Origin of the sequence: Cylindrospermopsis sp. CR12 (assembly GCF_001432185.1) — a bacterium.
Classification (GTDB): domain Bacteria; phylum Cyanobacteriota; class Cyanobacteriia; order Cyanobacteriales; family Nostocaceae; genus Raphidiopsis; species Raphidiopsis raciborskii.
In genome coordinates, this window is the sequence record NZ_LMVE01000129.1 from 6734 (window position 1) to 8121 (window position 1388).

Here is a 1388-nt window from a genome sequence, read left to right on the forward strand (position 1 = left end):
TCTGCTATGGTTGACTGTCCTATACCCGCTACTTTAGCTAGGTTTTGTTGAGTCACTTTTTTACCCTCTTCTATCAGTTTTCTTACTCCCTTGCTAACCAGCGCTAAAACCCTATGGCTGGCATCCCCTGCTTCAGGGCAAATTTCTCCCACGTCTTGTGTAGTTATTTCCGCTCCATTAAAGTTCTCTTTGAGGGCTTTGCCCAAGTCAAACCTGGTATCTCCTGCTATGTATACTATTATCTCCTCTTTGGGTCTGCGACTAGCTCTCAGTCTACCTATGGTTTGACATATCTCCGCTACAGTTAACCTCCCTAGGTAATCATCAAATCCTTTTCCCCCACCCAACCCAATTTCCCAGGCGGCTCGGGCATCAGCAAGATTAGGGATGGGGACTCCTAATAACAAGCAGGCTTTTTTCTCCTGGTCTGTGTTGTTTGCTCTACTGTCTCGAAAGTGGACTCTGTCCCCTTCTCTAGCTACTGATTTATACTCAAAAACTACTCCATCGGGAAAAAGAGTGAGAAATTTTTCTCTTATTGCATCTACTCTCTTTTGTTTGCTGCTAGTTCTTTCCTTGCCCTGGGGTCTTAAATTCCCCATCCCTGTTAGGATTTTTATTTTCAGATTGGGGGTTTCCACTTCCGATGTTAAAACTATGGTCTTTTCCCTCTCCATTTTTAATGCTGTTACTATGTATTCTGGATCCGCTGTAGCATCTAATATGATATTAACTTTGGCAGCTTCCATTATTTTGGTGTGTTTCTCTTCCGGTACGGAAATGGTGAAGACCCCTTTCTTATAGTATAAAAATCCTTTTTCCGTAATAGCTCTTACAAAAGGTAATAACCACTGTTTACCCATATTATTTATGGTTTCAGCAGTTTCCTTCACTGACTCTTTTCTCAAGCTCAAGTTGGCTGACCTATTACCATGCACTCCATTAAAAAAGTTTTCTAAAAAGGAAAGGTCGGGGACAAGGTTGGTTGCCAAATCTAGATGCTCCCTGGTTACTTCCGGTAGGCGGGCAAGAATTTCTTCCCTTTCATATCCGTTGTAAGGGCTGCTCTTCTCTTTAAAGAATTCTCTAATTCCATTTAACAAAGGTAGAAATTTTACCAATACTTCTGTGTTATGTGCTAGAAAACCCAAGGTAGCATTTAAGTCTGTTTCAGTGAAAGTAATATCTTTTTTAAACTTGATGATATTTTCATCCCAAATAGCTCCAATGGGTAAAGGAGAATCGAAAATGGTGGGATCTATTGATTCAGGATGGATACGGACTCGGTCTTGTTCTAATGCAGTCTTGCGGTCTATGAGAAATCCTTGAAAAGATTTGCAGGTTCCTGATACGGGACATCCATCGCAAATAACAGATGAGTTATCTAC

1 protein-coding gene is annotated in these 1388 nt (G+C 41.1%); it reads right to left on the bottom strand.

Annotated elements, in window-relative coordinates; all coding sequences use genetic code 11:
• On the bottom strand, positions 1–1388 hold a 1388-nt coding region (locus tag ASL19_RS17955; protein ID WP_161808611.1), incomplete at both ends, for a hypothetical protein.